This is a genomic window from Aquamicrobium sp. NLF2-7, assembly GCF_022359935.1.
Classification (GTDB): domain Bacteria; phylum Pseudomonadota; class Alphaproteobacteria; order Rhizobiales; family Rhizobiaceae; genus Mesorhizobium; species Mesorhizobium lusatiense.
Map to the genome: position 1 here is coordinate 995,307 of NZ_JAKSED010000001.1, position 14,728 is coordinate 1,010,034.

Here is a 14,728-nt window from a genome sequence, read left to right on the forward strand (position 1 = left end):
CCTCCTGCCCGCGCCGCAATAAACACGTTATCCCGCGTCAATCTCGGCCTGAAGCGCCATCATGTGATCCTGCGCGGCAACGGCCGCTGCCCGCTCGATCGCCCGGTAACGGCTCACCACGGCGAGCCCCACGGGTGTGAGCTGAGCGCCGCCGCCGCGCTTGCCGCCGGTCTGCGCACTGACCAGCGGCTTGCCGAACACCCGGTTCATGTCCTCCACCAGATCCCATGCATGCTTGTAGGACATCTGCATGGCGCGCGAGGCGGCCGAAATCGAGCCGAAGGACGCGATATGTTCCAGAAGCTCGATCTTGCCGGGTCCGATGCGCCCGTCAGGATCGAGGTTTATCCGCAATGTCAGTGACGGCATCTTCTGTTCCCGCAAAACGGTCTCCCGTACACATAGCGCCTTGCAGAGACTATCGCTATTCCAAAATGGAATAACGACAGTGCCGGCGTACACGTCATTGTCTTATCTGGCTGCCACGCCGGCATTGACGGTGTCGAAACTCACCGTCTTGACCACTGCATACACCGGCAGGCCGGGCGCGAGCGCCAGCGCCTGCCGTGACTGTTCGGTGATCCGCGACAGAACGGACACGCCGTTGCAGTCGATCCGCACCTCCCGTTCGCCACCTGCCCCATCGGCGATACCGTCAATGCGGCCCGCAAGAATGTTCAGCGCGCTGAGCCCCTTCGGGCGTTCCGTCGCGATCATCACGTCGCGGGCGCGAATGCGCAGACGCACCGGCTGGCCGACGGCAATATCGATGCGCGGAATGTGAATTTCGCCGGCAGCGGAACTCAGCACCGACATGGAAAACGCATCGTCGTGACGTTGCACCACCGTCTCGACCAGCGATCCGCCCTCGCCGCGCTCGGATGCCGGCAAAAGGTCCAGCCGCTGCAGGATTTCCGTGACCGGCCCGGAAGCGGCCACCATTCCCTGCGCCAGAACCACCACGTCGCTCGCCAGACGCGCCACCTCCGCCACCGAATGGCTGACATAGACGATGGGGATTTTCATCTCGTCGCGAAGGCGCTCGATATAGGGCAGGATTTCGCCTTTGCGCGCCTCGTCAAGCGCCGCCAGCGGCTCGTCCATCAGCAACAGCCGGGGACTGGACAGCAAGGCCCGCCCGATGGCGACACGCTGCTTCTCGCCGCCGGAAAGATTTGACGGCTTGCGATCCAGCAGGGCGCCGATGCCGAGAAGATCGACGATCGCGTCCATCTCCATATAGCGCTCGGCGGCCGGCGTGAACCAGCGCCCATAGAGCAGGTTGGAGCGCACGCTCAGGTGAGGAAACAGCCGCGCGTCCTGAAACACCATGCCGATGCGGCGCTTGTGGCGCGGCACGTAGACACCGGCCCTGGTGTCGACCAGCACCTTGCCATCTACCTCGATGCGCCCCTCATTGGGGCGGATCAGGCCTGCAATCAGGTTGATAAGCGTGCTCTTGCCCGACCCGGAGGGACCGAAAAGCGCCGTCAGCCTGCCCGCGCCCTCGAACCGGGCCTCGACATTGAAGTCACCCTGCCGATGACGAATATCGACCGAAACCGTCATTCCACGTCCATCCGCTTGCCAAGCCGGCGTGCCATCATTTCCGAGGCGATCAGCGCCAGCATGGAAATGATGATGCTGATGAGGGTCAGCCGCAGTGCGCCCTCGTCCCCGCCCGGCACCTGCGTGAAGGTGTAAATGGCCGACGGCAGGGTCTGGGTTTCGCCGGGGATATTGGAAACGAAGGTGATGGTTGCGCCGAATTCGCCCATGGCCTTGGCGAAAGCCAGTATGGCGCCGGCTATGATGCCAGGCAGGATCAGCGGCAGCGTTACGGTTGAGAACACCCACAAGGGGCTGGCCCCCAGCGTCCCGGCCGCCGCTTCCAGCTTGCGATTCACCGATTCGATGGAAAGCCGTATCGCGCGCACCATCAGCGGAAAGCCCATCACCGCGCAGGCCAGCGCCGCACCCGTCCAGCGAAAGGAAAACACGATGCCGAAGTGCTCGGCCAGAAACGCGCCGACCGGCCCGCGCCGACCGAAGGCGAGCAAAAGCAGATAGCCCGTCACCACCGGCGGCAGCACCAGCGGCAGGTGAACAAGACCGTTGAGCACGGACTTGCCCCAGAAGCGGCCCCTTGCCAGCAGATAGGCGATCAGTATGCCCGGCGGCACGGAGGCGAGCATCGCCACCGTCGCCACCTTGACAGAGAGCCTGACCGCCGTCCATTCATCCGGGGTCAGGTCCAGCAACCAGTTCATGAGCTGCGTTCAGGCTCAGTTCGCGGCCGGGGCAAGCACCGTGAAGCCCTGTTCCTCGAACAGCTTGCGCGCCTTGTCCGTGTGCAGGCACTTCAGGAAGGCCGGCACTTCGGCATCCTTGGAATCGGCGGTCTGCGCGACCGGGTAGATGATCGGCGCATGGGTTTCTTCCGGGAACGTCGCAATGACCTTCACGCCCGGTTCGGCAACCGCGTCGGTGGCGTAGACGATGCCGGCCGCCGCTTCGCCGGTGGCCACCAGTTTCAGCGCGGCACGCACATTCTCGGCCTGCGCGATCTTGCCCTCGACCGATCCCCAGATATCGAGCGCCTCAAGCGCCGCCTTGCCGTATTTACCGGCCGGCACGGCCTTGACGTCGCCCATGGCGAGCTTGCCATCGCCAATCAGGCCGGCAAGGTCAAAACCCTTCTCAAGATTGGCTTCGGCGGACGAATCCGCAGGCGCCACCAGCACGATGCGGTTGCCCAGCAGCCGCTCCTCGGTGTCGGTCTTGATCAGGTTCTTGTCGGACAGATATTTCATCCAGTCGAGATCGGCGGAGATGAACACGTCTGCCGGCGCGCCTTCCTCGATCTGCTTGGCCAGCGCCGAAGAGGACGCATAAGAGATCTTCGCCGTCTCGCCGACCTCGGCCTCGCAGGCCGTATTGATGCCGTCGAGCGCGTTCTTCAGGCTGGCGGCGGCGAAGACAACGAGCTGATTGTCGTCCGCCTGCGCGGTGGAAACAGGTGCGATCAGAAGCGCCGAAAACGCGCCCGCGGTCATCAGTGCCTTCAAGCCGGTTTTGTTGATTCTGATCATTCAGCCTCTCCCTGTCAGATTGTCTTCAATCTCTTGCCGCCCTGTTCAGCGTCACAACCGATATATACGGACGAATATAACAAGGGAAGCCTTTTGCGCTCCACATGCAACCGTGCTTCACTGAAGCCGGATTGGACCATGAAAAGAAGGGCTCATGCGATGAAGATCAGCGCCAGAAACCAGATCAGGGGCAAAATCATCGAGGTGTCGAAGGGCGCCACCACGGCCCATGTGCGCATCGAGATCGGCGGTGGCGCGGTCATCACCGCATCCATCACCAATGAAGCGGTCGATGAGCTGAAGCTGCGCGAAGGCGTGGAGGCTTATGCCGTGGTCAAGGCGTCCGATGTGATGGTCGCTGTCGACTGATGCCGGCGCGGGCGCGCGTCGAATTCAGACCGCGATGGGCGCCCTGATGCTCCGGTCCGCCACGTAGTTTTCCAGCCGGAAGTCCTCGAAGCGGAAGGCAAACAGATCGTCCACCGCCGGATTGATCCACATGGTGGGCAGCTGCTTCGGCTCGCGTGACAGCTGCTCGCGCGCCTGATCGAAATGATTGGCGTAAAGGTGCGCATCGCCCAGCGTGTGGATGAATTCGCCCGGCTTCAGGCCCGTCACCTGCGCGATCATCATCGTCAGCAGCGCATAGGAGGCGATGTTGAAGGGCACGCCGAGGAAAATATCGGCGGAACGCTGGTAGAGCTGGCAGGACAACCGTCCTTCGGCGACATAGAACTGAAACAGGCAGTGGCAGGGCGGCAGCGCCATGGTGTCCACCTGCGCCGGGTTCCACGCCGACACGATCAGCCGCCGCGATTGCGGATTGCGGCGTAGCTCGATCAGCAGATTGGCGATCTGGTCGATCTCCCCTGCCGACCCGTTTTCATTCAACGTCGGCCACGAACGCCACTGGCGGCCATAGACCGGGCCCAGATTGCCGTCCTCGTCTGCCCATTCGTCCCAGATCGTCACCCCGTTGTCGTTGAGGTATTTGATGTTGGTGTCGCCGGCCAGAAACCACAGAAGCTCGTGGATGATCGATTTCAGATGCAGCTTCTTGGTCGTGGTGACGGGAAAGCCCTGCGCCAGATCGAAGCGCATCTGATAGCCGAAAACCGAGCGCGTGCCCGTGCCGGTGCGGTCGCCGCGATCGACACCGGTTTCAAGAACGTGGCTCAGAAGGTCGAGATATTGCCGCATCGGCTCCGTTCCGAAGATTTTCTGGCCAGATCTCCATGTGCGCACCCGCACACACAGCAAAGATCTGAATTATCGACAAGGCATCGGAACAGCCTAAAACCGGAGTCCGGTTTTCGGTCCGATGCTTCAGCTGCACTATAGACGCAGACGCGCCCGGAGCACAGATGCGCAAGCCCTGTTCATCCACAGCCGGCATTGGCAAAAGCCCGATCACGTTTTCCGCGACCGGGCTTTAAATCGTGAAATCCGCATCGGTGTGCCGTTCGGAACCCCGCCCGGCAGCAGCGGAAGAAAGATCTCAGAGCGAATCGAGCTTACCGAGTTCCTTGGCCACCAGATAATAGAAGGTCACGCGTCCCTTCGAACGGTCACCGGCCATGGTCTTCGCCACGGTGGCAACGGCGGCCTCCGCTGCGGCAGCGTCCACGCCCAGCTTCTTGACGCCCCAGCTGTCACGCACGCGGTCCAGTTCCTTCTGGTCGGTGGCCGAAACCAGCGAAGAATCGCGATTGCGCAGGGCGATGCCCAGATGCTTCACGATCTTGTTCACCACAGCCTCGTCAGCCTTGGCGTCGTATTTCTGCACGTCGGCGAGATAGTCACTCATGGATAGCCCTCATCGGAGTTTATGTCCCCTCAATTCACGGACGATCTGCCGATACAACCTGTCGCCGGACGAGATCCCGTACCGTTTGCGAGCCTGCAAGAAATTGCCCTGCCAAGTCAAGTTAAAGCAGCCTCCGCCACACCTGATAATTGCAACCGGGCATCTCTTCCATTTGCCCTGAAGAGTGCCTATATTCGGCCTGTCGGCTTGACCGACTATGGCGATAAATGGGCGATGTAATAAGCCGTTCGGACCCGGGGGCGGTACCCGGCGCCTCCACCAGAAACTGTCGTGACGGACAGCTTTTGCTGGGGGCGAAACAGGATCGACGAAGGTGTAAAGATCGTACTTTTGCCCGGCATTGTACCACCGTCATCGGGCTAACTCAGTAGTTGCAAACGACAACTATGCGGAAGCACGTCTCGCTGCGTAATGCGGTGCGATAGCTTCAAATAAACTCCTGAGGGTTCGCACCTTCAGGCGGGGTTCGGAGGTACCTGGCAACAGAAACCTCCACTTCTCTCCCCCTTTTCATCCTTATCAGCAGCATGCCGTGTCCGCGCGACGACCTTTTGGTCTGTGCCGTGAGCCGCGCCGTGCCGTTTCCTCATTTCAGCCCGCATACAAAGGGAGCATCATCATGGATGCCAGCCGCTTCATCGTCATCACCGGAGGGCCGGGTTCGGGCAAGACGACCCTGCTCGACGCGCTGCGCGAGTCGGGCCATTCCGCCATGCCGGAGGCCGGGCGCAACATCATACGCGCCCAGCAGGCGGTGGACGGCCCTGCCCTGCCATGGCGCGATCCGGCCCTGTTCGCCGAGCTGATGCTGTCATGGGACATGCGCTCCTATGAAGAGGCAGGGCAGAAATCAGGAACGCTGTTTTTCGACCGGGGCATTCCCGACACGATCGGCTATCTGCGGCTGACCAGCCTCCCCGTGCCTGCTCACATGATGAAAGCGGCGGAAACCCTGCGCTACCATCGCAAAATATTCATCGCGCCTTTCTGGCCCGACATATTCGGGCAGGATGCGGAGCGCAGGCAATCGGCCGATGAGGCGGAGCGCACATGCGAGGCAATGAAAAAGATCTACACCGAACTGGGCTACGATCTGGTGCCGCTTCCCCTTTGTTCGGTGGAAGAGCGGGTGCGCTTCATCCTCTGCGAAACTTCGGCATGAAAAAGGTCCGGCGAACCGGCCCCTCTCATGTCCGCTCCGGTCCGGCTTACTCCGCCGGGGCGCTAACCGCCTTCGGCGCACGCTTCATCCCCAGCGTCACCTGTGCCAGCACGAAGGCAATGATCGCGCATACGGCGATGGCTGCCACCATCGGCAGGGGCGTGCCGTCGAAGAAAATGCCGGCCCCCGCCATAGCCACGGCGCCGATGCCGAACTGAAGCGTGCCCATCAGCGCCGAAGCCGTTCCCGCTATCGCGCCATGGTCGTCCATGGCCAGAACGGAGGTCGAGGGAATGACCAGTCCGACAAAGCCGTAACCAATGAACAGCATCGCCGCCAGAACCCAGAGCTGATCGGCGCCGGATGCCATCAGCGCCAGAAGCACCAGCATCGTGGCGGCATATCCCGCCACCGCGACCCGCACCACCCGTGCCAGCCCATAACGCTGCGCAAGCGTGCCCGTCAGCTGCGACATGGCGAAGAACGACACCGCATTGAGGGAAAAGTAGACGCTGTAGAGATGCGGCGAGAGCCCGTAGTGATCGATGAGGATGAAGGACGAGCTCGACAGGTAGACGAAGAAGGACGAGATCGCGAAGCCGCCCGTGCCGACGAGGCCGAGAAACCTGCGGTCACCAAGCAGATAGCGGTAGCCGGCGAGCGATGTGCGCAGCGAACTGCCGACGCGCGCTGCCGGAGGTCGCGTTTCCTCGATCGAGGTGGCGAGCAACAGGCAGGCTACGAGAGCCGCGCCCGTCACCACCCAGAACACCGCCCTCCAGCCGAAGGCGTCGATGATGAAGGACCCGGTCAGCGGCGCCAGGATCGGCGAGATCGAGAACACAAGCATCAGGAGCGACATCAATTTTGCGGCTTCGACACCCGTGTGCAGATCGCGCACCACGGCTCGCGGTATGACCATGCTGGCGCAGCCGCCAAGCCCCTGAATGAAACGGAAGGCAATCAGCCATTCCACACTGGGTGAAAGCGCCGCCCCCACCCCGCCGATCATGAAAAGGAAAAGCCCCGCATAAAGCGGGGCCTTGCGACCTGCCATGTCGGAGATCGGCCCGACGGCAAGCTGGCCGACAGCCGTTGCGAGAAAGAAGATCAGCAGGCTCATCTGCACCGCGGCGGTGCTGGCGCCGAGATCTTCACCGATGGTGGGAAGTGCAGGCAGATACATGTCGATGGCGAAGGGACCGATGGCCGACAGCAGGCCGAGCACCACCGCGATGCGGTAGAATTTTGCAGGCATTTCTGGCTCTTTCGTTTGGCGGGCGCGCCGGGGGAGGAACGGCGCAACCCACGGAAAGATCGTCAGGCCATGCCTGAGAGACAAGACGCCGATCTTTATATTCGATATGAAAAATATTTAGACTCGTTTGCCTAAATAGTCAATCAGTGATATATGGTTTTTTATGAAACCATCGATCGTTCCTGACACGCTCCCGCCACGCGGCCACGCCGCCAAGCGCAGCTTCATTCTTGAGGCCGCTGCCGAAGTGTTTTGCCGGGAGGGCTTTGCAGGGGCGAACATCGATCTCATCGCCGCCGAAGCCGGCGTTTCGCGACAGACGGTGTACAATCACCACGGAGACAAGGATGGGCTGTTCCGGGCTGTCGTTCGGGACATGACGGAGCGCTCCAATGCGGTCGTCTTTGCCACGCTCGGCACCTTTCCCGATCATCCCGGCGATCTGGAAACGGATCTGACCGACTTCGCAATGCGGATGAACCTCAACTGCATCTGCAACCGGGAGGGAAAATTCCTGCGCAGGCTGATTCAGGCTGAAAGCGAGCGATGCCCTTCCCTGTTTGCCGACTGGCGCGAGGAAGGCCCCCGGCGCACCATGGCCGCACTTGCCGCCCGCTTCGCCCGGCTGGCCCATGCCGGCCTGCTGGTCATCGGCGATCCAGACCTTGCCGCGCGCCAGTTCCTCGCCCTTGCCAATGCCGATCTTCAGCTCACCCTGCTGATCGGAGAAACGCCCTCGCAGGAGGAAGTCAGAACCGCCTCGGCCAATGGCGTGCGCACCTTCCTGCGTGCCTTCGGTGTCCGCCAGCCGGCCTGAAGCGATGCCATCAGCAAAAGCGACGCAAATCCGGCCAGTTTTCCGTAGAAACCGCAATGCCACCCCGCCGCACCCCTCACGTGTAACAGGAAGGGCCTGCGCGCAGGGATAGTGGCTAAACACATCCTTACCTTGCTCATCTTGGTCAGGTAGCCCATATCCCGGTTTACGTGGTCGCCAAGCTTGATTACAGCTACTGCGACGATTCAACGGAAATGCTCATGGCCGACGACCATATCAGATACGACATCCTGGCTCAGGAAGCCCTGCGTGGTGTGATGCGCAAGGTTCTGGCCGAGGTTGCACGCACGGGTCTGCCGGGAAACCATCACTTCTTCATCACCTTCCTGACGGGCGCGCCGGGTGTTCGCATTTCGAGCCGCCTGCGCGAGCGCTATCCCGAACAGATGACCATCGTGATCCAGTTCCAGTACTGGGACCTGAAGGTCACGGACAGCGGCTTCGAGGTCGGGCTTTCCTTCTCAGACATTCCCGAGAAGCTGGAAATTCCGTTCTCCGCTGTGCGCGGTTTCTACGACCCTTCGGTGAATTTCGAGCTTGAATTCGACGTCCGCACCGAGCCGGCAGAAGTTTCCGGGACGGAACAGGAGCAGGAAGAAAAGCCCGTTCCTGCCCCTGCCAAGGTGAAGCCGGCAGCCGCGAAGAAAGCCGCGGAAGCGAAAAAGAACGAGGCTGAAGAAGAGCCTGCCCCCGCGAAGGGCGCCGAAGTCGTTTCGCTCGACGCATTCCGCAAGAAATAGACAGGGTTTCCCGATGGGCGAGATCGTCAACCTGCGCCAGATCCGCAAGCGGAAGGCGCGGGACGACAAGGAACTTGCCGCCGCGCAGAACCGGGCGCTGCACGGTCGCACCAAAGCGGAGCGGGAACGCGACCGCAAGGCGGAAGAAAAATCCCGCACCCTGCTGGACGGACATTTCCTGAAGCCCGTGCGCCCCTCCGAAGAGGAGTGAGCCGGATCGACATTCGATGGCAGGCATGGATATGGATCATGCCCACCCCTCAGACCCTCTCCTGAGGAACCCATCTCGGGTTTCGCTACGCTGGTGACACGGATTTCCGCATCGAGCCAGAGCATCGACCATAGCGGACCAGCCAGCTGAGGCGGCATTCGCCTCGATGTGCGGCCGGGTTTCCGTAGCGCTCGATCCAGCAGACAATTTATCCCTGCTCGTCCCTGCCGGATGACGGGGAAGTCACGAGACTCTGGTGGGGCGTAGCAACCCTTCCCGTGCTTCGCATGGCCGAACCGGACGACAATCACCAAAGCCCCTCAAATTGATCGCCGCGCGCCCGCCTCGGTGGGCTGTGGATTTGAATGTGCAGGGGGTTCTGGTTGCAAACGGCGCTATCTTTATGGAATGCTTATGCGTGGGGCCGGAATCTTTATCAGATTCCTATTATTCGAGGCCTTGTCCTCTCTCGAACCTATATGCGGTTCGCGTCCATATTGCCTGAAATTCCTCCTCCGGCACACGTGCCTGCGCCTGTGAGCGCTGGATGAATTGAAGCTGTGGAAGGCAAGGACGCGCGTCCTGCCCGCCATTGGTATCAACAGAAGATCCCGAGGCGAAAGCGATGGATATTCTTGTGCTGGCAATAGGGTTTGGATTTTTCGCGCTGATGTTTGGCTACATCAAAGTCTGCGAAAAGCTTTGATCGGGAGAATTCACCGATGACCGTGGAATATTTCCTGGGTGCGGCAGTTGCCGCCTTCGTGACCGCATACCTGCTCTATGCCCTTGCTCACCCGGAGCGATTCTAGAGCACTTCGCAGTCAGACCCGCTCGTCTGACCTTGCATGAATGCGGTCAGGATTTGGAGGCTGGAGCGGCGTTTGTCTGAACGCCCGCTGCTCCTGTCAGGGCAAAAGCTCGGAAAGCAACGATCGATGACAATAAACGGATGGATACAGATTCTGGTCTTTCTCGGGATCGCAATCGCGCTGGTGAAGCCGCTTGGCGGATACATCACGCGCGTCATGACTGGTGAGCGCACGATCCTCTCGACCATTTTCGGCCCCCTCGAGCGCAGCCTGTACCGCATTGCGGGAACGAGCGAGAAGGAGGAACAGCACTGGACGACCTATATGGCGGCCATGCTGCTCTTCAATCTGGCGGGCTTTGCGCTTCTCTATCTCTTGCAGCGTATACAGGCCGGACTGCCCTTCAACCCGGCCGGGATGGGGCCGGTCAGCGCCGACTCCTCGTTCAACACGGCGGTCAGCTTCATGACCAACACCAACTGGCAGGGCTACGGCGGCGAAACCACCATGAGCTACCTGACTCAGATGGCCGGCATCACGGTGCAGAACTTCGTGTCGGCAGCGGTCGGCATGGCCGGCGCCATGGCGATCATCCGCGGCTTTTCGCGCGCCTCCGCCAGGACCGTCGGCAACTTCTGGGTCGATCTGACCCGCAGCACGCTCTATATCCTGTTGCCGATCTGCATCGTCGGCAGTCTGGTTCTGGTGTGGCAGGGCGTCCCGCAGAACCTGAACCCCTACACCGTTGCCACGACGGTGGAAGGCGCCCGGCAGACGATCGCGCAAGGGCCGGTCGCTTCGCAGATGATCATCAAGCATCTGGGCACGAATGGCGGCGGCTTCTTCAACGCCAACTCGGCCCATCCGTTCGAGAATCCGACGGCGCTGACCAACCTGATCCACATTCTGGCGATCTATTCGATCTCCTTCGCGATGCTGAACGTGTTCGGCCGCATGGTCGGCAATCAGAAGCAGGGCTGGGCGCTGCTTGGTGCAGTTCTCACCATCGTGGTGGCTGGCATCGGGGTCGTCTATTGGGCCGAAGCCGCCGGCAATCCGATCCTCCATGCGCTTGGCCTCGAAGGCGGGAACATGGAGGGCAAGGAGACGCGGTTCGGCATCGCGCTGTCCTCGCTCTTCGCCGTCGTGACCACTTCGGCCTCTACGGGCGCGATCAACACCATGCATGACAGCCTCATGCCGCTCGGCGGCCTGGTGCCCCTCTTCAACATGCAGATCCCGCCGCTCGGCGGCATCGGCGCCGGTGTTTACGGCACCCTGATCTTCGCAATCCTGGCCGTCTTCATCGCCGGCCTGATGGTTGGTCGTACGCCGGAATATATCGGCAAGAAGATCGAGGCCCGGGAGGTGAAGATGAGCATCCTTGCGATGCTCGGGCCCTCGCTTGCCATTCTGGCCCTGACCGCGATCGCCGTCGTGGTTCCTGCTGGCCTGTCCAGCATCCAGGATGCCGGTCCGCACGGACTGAGCGAGGTTCTGTACGCCTTCACCTCAGGCGCCAACAACAATGGCAGCGCCTTTGCGGGGCTGAGCGCCAACACGCCCTTCTACAACATCGCCATCGGGCTCGCGATGCTGATGGGAAGGTTTTTGCTCATCGTGCCGGTGCTGGCCATTGCGGGGTCGCTGGCCGCCAAGAAGAGCGTGCCGGCTTCCACGGGCACGCTGCCGACCACGGGGCCGCTGTTCATCGGCCTTGTCGTCGGCGTGACGCTCATCGTCGGCGGCCTGACCTTCTTCCCCGTACTGGCGCTTGGCCCGATCGTCGAGCACTTCGCCATGGTGGCAGGCCAGACCTTTTGAGAACCGTGGCAGCGGCCAGATGGCTGAGATCGATCGGATATGTCGTGAACCCCGCTCCCGTTTCCGGAGCGGGGCCGGCCGGACAGCCGAAGGCAGCACGTCATTTTCGGCAGCGCGCAGGCGCTGCAGGCGTGGCGGTCGCTGCAAAGCTTATCCCTGAATTGCTCGCGGCGGCGTGACCGAACGGTTGGCCCCCAACAACAAACGCGCTGGAGTTTCTCATGAACCAGTCCAAATCCGCGAGCATGCTGGACGCTCGCATCCTCGTCCCGGCAATCGGCGACGCCTTTCGGAAACTGAACCCGAAGAGCCTCGCCCGCAATCCGGTGATGTTCGTCGTCGCGGTGGTGTCTCTCCTGACAACCGTGCTGCTGCTCAGGGACATCGTTACGGGGGCCGAGAATGTCGGCTTCTCGCTGCAGATCGTGCTGTGGCTGTGGTTCACGGTGTTGTTCGCCAATTTCGCCGAGGCCGTGGCCGAAGGGCGTGGCAAGGCGCAGGCGGACTCGCTGCGGCGCACGCGCAGCGAAACCGAGGCGCGTCGCCTCGTGGATGCCGAGGGCCTGGAGGTCGAGTCGGTTCCGGGCACCAGCCTGAAGGTTGGCGATATCGTTCTGGTTTCCGCCGGCGAGATCATCCCTTCGGATGGCGAGGTGATCGAAGGCGTCGCCTCCGTCAACGAAGCCGCCATCACCGGCGAGTCCGCACCGGTTATCCGCGAGTCGGGCGGCGACCGCTCCGCTGTCACCGGCGGCACGCAGGTGCTGTCCGACTGGATCAAGGTTCGCATCACCGCGGCTGCCGGCTCGACCTTCATCGACAAGATGATCGCTCTTGTCGAAGGCGCCGAGCGCCAGAAGACACCGAATGAGATCGCGCTCAACATCCTGCTTGCCGGCATGACGCTGATTTTCGTGCTCGCGGTCGTCACCATTCCGAGCTTCGCGACCTATTCCGGCGGTATGGTTCCGGTGATCGTGCTGGTGGCCCTGTTCGTCACGCTGATCCCGACCACGATCGGCGCGCTGCTTTCGGCCATCGGCATTGCCGGCATGGATCGGCTGGTCCGCTTCAATGTTCTGGCCATGTCCGGCCGCGCGGTCGAGGCCGCCGGCGACGTCGACACGCTGCTGCTCGACAAGACCGGCACCATCACGCTCGGCAACCGTCAGGCCAGCGAATTCAGGCCCGTGCGGGGCGTCACAGAGAAGGATCTGGCCGATGCGGCGCAGCTCGCCTCGCTGGCCGACGAGACGCCCGAAGGCCGCTCGATCGTCGTGCTCGCCAAGGAAAGATACGGCATTCGCGCGCGCGACATGGCGAGCCTGAACGCAACCTTCGTGCCCTTCACGGCGCAGACGCGCATGAGCGGCGTCGACCTTGACGGCTCGTCGATCCGCAAGGGCGCGGTCGACGCGGTTCTGAAGCATGTGGAGCTTGCCACGGTCGCGACCGGCAGCACGCGTGCTTCCGCCGAAAGCGTCCGCGAACTGAAGGACATCTCCGACGAAATCGCCAGGGCGGGCGGCACGCCGCTCGCCGTGGTGAAGGATGGCCACCTGCTCGGGGTCATCCATCTGAAGGACATCGTCAAGGGCGGCATCAGGGAACGGTTCTCCGAGCTGCGCCGCATGGGCATCCGCACTGTGATGATCACCGGAGACAATCCGATGACGGCCGCAGCGATCGCGGCGGAAGCCGGCGTCGACGACTTCCTGGCTCAGGCGACGCCGGAGAACAAGCTGGCGCTGATCCGCGAGGAACAGGCCAAAGGCAAGCTGGTCGCCATGTGCGGCGACGGCACCAACGACGCCCCGGCGCTTGCCCAGGCGGATGTCGGCGTGGCCATGAACACCGGCACGGTCGCCGCCCGCGAAGCCGGCAACATGGTCGATCTCGACAGCGATCCGACGAAGCTCATCGAGATCGTCGAGATCGGCAAGCAGTTGCTGATGACGCGCGGCGCCCTGACGACGTTCTCCATCGCCAACGACATCGCGAAATACTTCGCGATCATCCCGGCGATGTTCCTCGTCTTCTATCCGCAGCTCGGCGCGCTCAACGTGATGGGCCTCGCTTCGCCGCAAAGCGCGATCCTGTCGGCGATCATCTTCAACGCTCTCATCATCGTCGCGCTGATCCCCTTGTCGCTCAAAGGCGTCAGATACCGTGCAATCGGAGCGGGTTCGCTGCTGTCCCGCAATCTCCTGATCTACGGACTGGGCGGCATCCTCGTCCCCTTCGCCGGCATCAAGCTCATCGACATGGCGATCACCGCCGCGGGCCTCGCCTGAGGCGGGCCCCGCAAAACAGGCAATCATTCCGCATCCTTGCTGTTGTTCAGCGGCGGATCATTCGGGACAAACAAGATGCTCAATCAAATCCGGCCTGCGATTTTCATGATCATGGCCTTCACAATCATCACCGGGCTTCTCTATCCGCTCGGCATCACCGGGATCGCGCAGGCACTCCTGCCCTTCCAGGCCAATGGCAGCCTCATCGAGCGCAACGGCACGGTCGTTGGCTCCGAACTGATCGGCCAGCGGTTCGCCGGCGAACGCTATTTTCACCCGCGTCCGTCGGCGGCCGGCTCTGATGGCTATGACGCCGGCGCATCCGGCGGCTCGAACTACGGCCCCACCAGCCAGGCGCTTCGCGATCGCGTGGCCGCCGATACACAGGCTCAACGCGCCGCGAACGGCAATCAGCCGGTTCCCATGGATCTCGTGACGACCTCGGGCAGTGGTCTTGACCCGCACATCTCGCCGGAGGCGGCCTACTTTCAGGTCGGCCGTGTCGCCAAAGCGCGGGGCGCCGACGAGGCCGCCGTGCGTGGACTGGTCGAGCGCCATGTGGAGCCGCGGATGCTTGGCTTCATGGGTGAACCCGTGGTCAATGTTCTCAGGCTGAACCTGGCTCTTGATGACGCCAATCTGCGCTGAACGAAGTTGTCAGGACGACTA

Annotated in this window: 15 protein-coding genes and 1 other RNA gene; 9 read left to right on the top strand and 7 right to left on the bottom strand. The window is 62.1% G+C overall.

Going from position 1 to position 14,728, the window contains the following annotated elements:
• Positions 1-27: 27 nt before the first annotated feature.
• From MIC97_RS04905 to modA, 4 genes are all read right to left on the bottom strand, one after another.
• Complete coding sequence (locus MIC97_RS04905) at positions 28-369, bottom strand: winged helix-turn-helix domain-containing protein (protein ID WP_183831040.1); 342 nt, start codon at positions 367-369, stop codon at positions 28-30.
• 102 nt (positions 370-471) lie between these two features.
• Positions 472-1,569, bottom strand: coding sequence for a molybdenum ABC transporter ATP-binding protein (gene modC / locus MIC97_RS04910; protein WP_239799094.1), 1,098 nt, complete (start codon positions 1,567-1,569; stop codon positions 472-474).
• A complete protein-coding gene (gene modB / locus MIC97_RS04915) occupies positions 1,566-2,270 on the bottom strand; it encodes a molybdate ABC transporter permease subunit (RefSeq protein WP_239799095.1) in 705 nt (234 codons plus the stop codon). The genes modC and modB overlap by 4 nt, the downstream gene beginning before the upstream one ends.
• 15 nt (positions 2,271-2,285) lie before the next feature.
• Positions 2,286-3,092: a molybdate ABC transporter substrate-binding protein gene (gene modA, locus MIC97_RS04920; RefSeq protein WP_239799096.1), complete on the bottom strand. Its 807-nt coding sequence runs from the start codon at positions 3,090-3,092 to the stop codon at positions 2,286-2,288.
• 159 nt (positions 3,093-3,251) lie between these two features.
• Here modA and MIC97_RS04925 point away from each other — a divergent pair, with 159 nt between their 5' ends.
• Positions 3,252-3,461: a TOBE domain-containing protein gene (locus MIC97_RS04925; RefSeq protein ID WP_239801034.1), complete on the top strand. Its 210-nt coding sequence runs from the start codon at positions 3,252-3,254 to the stop codon at positions 3,459-3,461.
• 24 nt (positions 3,462-3,485) lie between these two features.
• Here MIC97_RS04925 and MIC97_RS04930 read toward each other — a convergent pair whose 3' ends face one another.
• Together MIC97_RS04930 and MIC97_RS04935 are read right to left on the bottom strand one after the other, a co-directional pair.
• Positions 3,486-4,292 carry a thymidylate synthase gene (locus MIC97_RS04930; protein WP_239799097.1) on the bottom strand — a complete coding sequence of 269 codons (807 nt, stop codon included), beginning with the start codon at positions 4,290-4,292 and terminating at the stop codon, positions 3,486-3,488.
• A 298-nt stretch (positions 4,293-4,590) separates the two neighbouring features.
• Positions 4,591-4,899, bottom strand: a complete 309-nt coding sequence (locus MIC97_RS04935; RefSeq protein ID WP_239799098.1) for a DUF2853 family protein — start codon at positions 4,897-4,899, stop codon at positions 4,591-4,593.
• A 162-nt stretch (positions 4,900-5,061) separates the two neighbouring features.
• On the opposite strand from MIC97_RS04935, the gene ssrA reads away from it, so the two are divergent.
• Both ssrA and MIC97_RS04945 read left to right on the top strand, forming a co-directional pair.
• Positions 5,062-5,417: a transfer-messenger RNA gene (gene ssrA, locus MIC97_RS04940) on the top strand.
• A gap of 122 nt (positions 5,418-5,539) precedes the next feature.
• A complete protein-coding gene (locus MIC97_RS04945; RefSeq protein ID WP_239799099.1) occupies positions 5,540-6,082 on the top strand; it encodes an AAA family ATPase in 543 nt (180 codons plus the stop codon).
• Positions 6,083-6,128: 46 nt separating this feature from the next.
• Here the strand turns inward: MIC97_RS04945 and MIC97_RS04950 are convergent, their stop codons facing one another.
• Positions 6,129-7,340, bottom strand: a complete 1,212-nt coding sequence (locus tag MIC97_RS04950; protein ID WP_239799100.1) for a multidrug effflux MFS transporter — start codon at positions 7,338-7,340, stop codon at positions 6,129-6,131.
• A gap of 163 nt (positions 7,341-7,503) precedes the next feature.
• Here MIC97_RS04950 and MIC97_RS04955 point away from each other — a divergent pair, with 163 nt between their 5' ends.
• The 6 genes from MIC97_RS04955 (at position 7,504) to kdpC (ending at position 14,707) form a co-directional block, all read left to right on the top strand.
• Positions 7,504-8,157: a TetR/AcrR family transcriptional regulator gene (locus MIC97_RS04955; RefSeq protein ID WP_239799101.1), complete on the top strand. Its 654-nt coding sequence runs from the start codon at positions 7,504-7,506 to the stop codon at positions 8,155-8,157.
• Between the two features lie 221 nt (positions 8,158-8,378).
• Entirely contained in the window at positions 8,379-8,918 is a 540-nt protein-coding gene (locus MIC97_RS04960; protein WP_239799102.1) for an SspB family protein, read from the top strand.
• A 13-nt stretch (positions 8,919-8,931) separates the two neighbouring features.
• Positions 8,932-9,129 carry a DUF4169 family protein gene (locus MIC97_RS04965; RefSeq protein WP_239799103.1) on the top strand — a complete coding sequence of 66 codons (198 nt, stop codon included), beginning with the start codon at positions 8,932-8,934 and terminating at the stop codon, positions 9,127-9,129.
• A gap of 938 nt (positions 9,130-10,067) precedes the next feature.
• On the top strand, positions 10,068-11,765 hold the full coding sequence (kdpA, locus tag MIC97_RS04970) for a potassium-transporting ATPase subunit KdpA (RefSeq protein WP_239799104.1): 1,698 nt from the start codon (positions 10,068-10,070) through the stop codon (positions 11,763-11,765).
• Between the two features lie 221 nt (positions 11,766-11,986).
• The gene (gene kdpB / locus MIC97_RS04975) at positions 11,987-14,059 is read left to right on the top strand and encodes a potassium-transporting ATPase subunit KdpB (protein ID WP_239799105.1); all 2,073 of its coding nucleotides are present in this window, start codon (positions 11,987-11,989) and stop codon (positions 14,057-14,059) included.
• Between the two features lie 75 nt (positions 14,060-14,134).
• Positions 14,135-14,707 carry a potassium-transporting ATPase subunit KdpC gene (gene kdpC, locus MIC97_RS04980; protein WP_239799106.1) on the top strand — a complete coding sequence of 191 codons (573 nt, stop codon included), beginning with the start codon at positions 14,135-14,137 and terminating at the stop codon, positions 14,705-14,707.
• The last annotated feature ends 21 nt before the right edge of the window (positions 14,708-14,728 follow it).

Coding starts and splice junctions, on each gene's coding strand:
- MIC97_RS04950 (WP_239799100.1), bottom strand. CDS start 7,340: ATGCCTGCAAAATTCTACCGCATCGCGGTGGTGCTCGGCCTGCTGTCG.
- MIC97_RS04955 (WP_239799101.1), top strand. CDS start 7,504: ATGAAACCATCGATCGTTCCTGACACGCTCCCGCCACGCGGCCACGCC.
- kdpB (WP_239799105.1), top strand. CDS start 11,987: ATGAACCAGTCCAAATCCGCGAGCATGCTGGACGCTCGCATCCTCGTC.
- MIC97_RS04965 (WP_239799103.1), top strand. CDS start 8,932: ATGGGCGAGATCGTCAACCTGCGCCAGATCCGCAAGCGGAAGGCGCGG.
- MIC97_RS04905 (WP_183831040.1), bottom strand. CDS start 369: ATGCCGTCACTGACATTGCGGATAAACCTCGATCCTGACGGGCGCATC.
- MIC97_RS04960 (WP_239799102.1), top strand. CDS start 8,379: ATGGCCGACGACCATATCAGATACGACATCCTGGCTCAGGAAGCCCTG.
- modC (WP_239799094.1), bottom strand. CDS start 1,569: ATGACGGTTTCGGTCGATATTCGTCATCGGCAGGGTGACTTCAATGTC.
- MIC97_RS04925 (WP_239801034.1), top strand. CDS start 3,252: ATGAAGATCAGCGCCAGAAACCAGATCAGGGGCAAAATCATCGAGGTG.
- MIC97_RS04945 (WP_239799099.1), top strand. CDS start 5,540: ATGGATGCCAGCCGCTTCATCGTCATCACCGGAGGGCCGGGTTCGGGC.
- kdpA (WP_239799104.1), top strand. CDS start 10,068: ATGACAATAAACGGATGGATACAGATTCTGGTCTTTCTCGGGATCGCA.
- kdpC (WP_239799106.1), top strand. CDS start 14,135: ATGCTCAATCAAATCCGGCCTGCGATTTTCATGATCATGGCCTTCACA.
- MIC97_RS04935 (WP_239799098.1), bottom strand. CDS start 4,899: ATGAGTGACTATCTCGCCGACGTGCAGAAATACGACGCCAAGGCTGAC.
- modB (WP_239799095.1), bottom strand. CDS start 2,270: ATGAACTGGTTGCTGGACCTGACCCCGGATGAATGGACGGCGGTCAGG.
- modA (WP_239799096.1), bottom strand. CDS start 3,092: ATGATCAGAATCAACAAAACCGGCTTGAAGGCACTGATGACCGCGGGC.
- MIC97_RS04930 (WP_239799097.1), bottom strand. CDS start 4,292: ATGCGGCAATATCTCGACCTTCTGAGCCACGTTCTTGAAACCGGTGTC.